Origin of the sequence: Clostridium sp. ATCC 25772, assembly GCF_001573875.1 — a bacterium.
Classification (GTDB): Bacteria; Bacillota; Clostridia; order Clostridiales; family Clostridiaceae; genus Clostridium_J; species Clostridium_J senegalense.
Genome location: NZ_LFRG01000194.1, coordinates 1 through 561, shown reverse-complemented (window position 1 = coordinate 561; position 561 = coordinate 1). Strand labels below are relative to the sequence as shown.

Annotated in this window: 1 protein-coding gene; it reads right to left on the bottom strand. The window is 31.4% G+C overall.

Going from position 1 to position 561, the window contains the following annotated elements; translation table 11 throughout:
* A partial coding sequence (locus AZI32_RS18675) for a hypothetical protein (protein ID WP_162266759.1) occupies positions 1–561 on the bottom strand: 561 nt, incomplete at both ends.

The following is a 561-nucleotide window of genomic DNA, read 5'->3' as shown; positions in this document are numbered from 1 at the left end:
AGAATATGCTCTAACCTTACAAATGTTAGATTTATTCAACAATTTAATTTGCATTCCAACTTGATTAAACCAAGCATCAACATTAGCACCCGATTTATCTAAGGTATGAATTGTGTACTTTTCATTATTTTCAGGAATAAATATAGCAGTACATAAGTTTGAGAAAATATCACCCTCATAGTAAAATGAAGCATTGTTAACAGGTAAGCTAACTTTTCCATTGATTCCTTTTACCGCTCCTCCTTGCACTACTACTTTAGAAAAATCTGCTATATTGACAAAACTCTTCCCATACACCTTTAAATCCTTTACAACTCCATTTTTAGTGTTTTCACAAACCCTATAACCAGTATCGGTTTCATACTCTAAGTCTTGCATTTCCTTAAGTCCTTCTATATCTAAAACCTTTTGCTTAAGAGGAATATTATCTACATACAAGTCTCTTTTAAGCCTAACAGGCAAACTTATTTCTCCATCCCTAGACAATATCAATTCTGCATCCTGTTGCTTTCCAGCTACTATATTTTCAAACTTATTATTAACTTCTTTTATATTATTCTT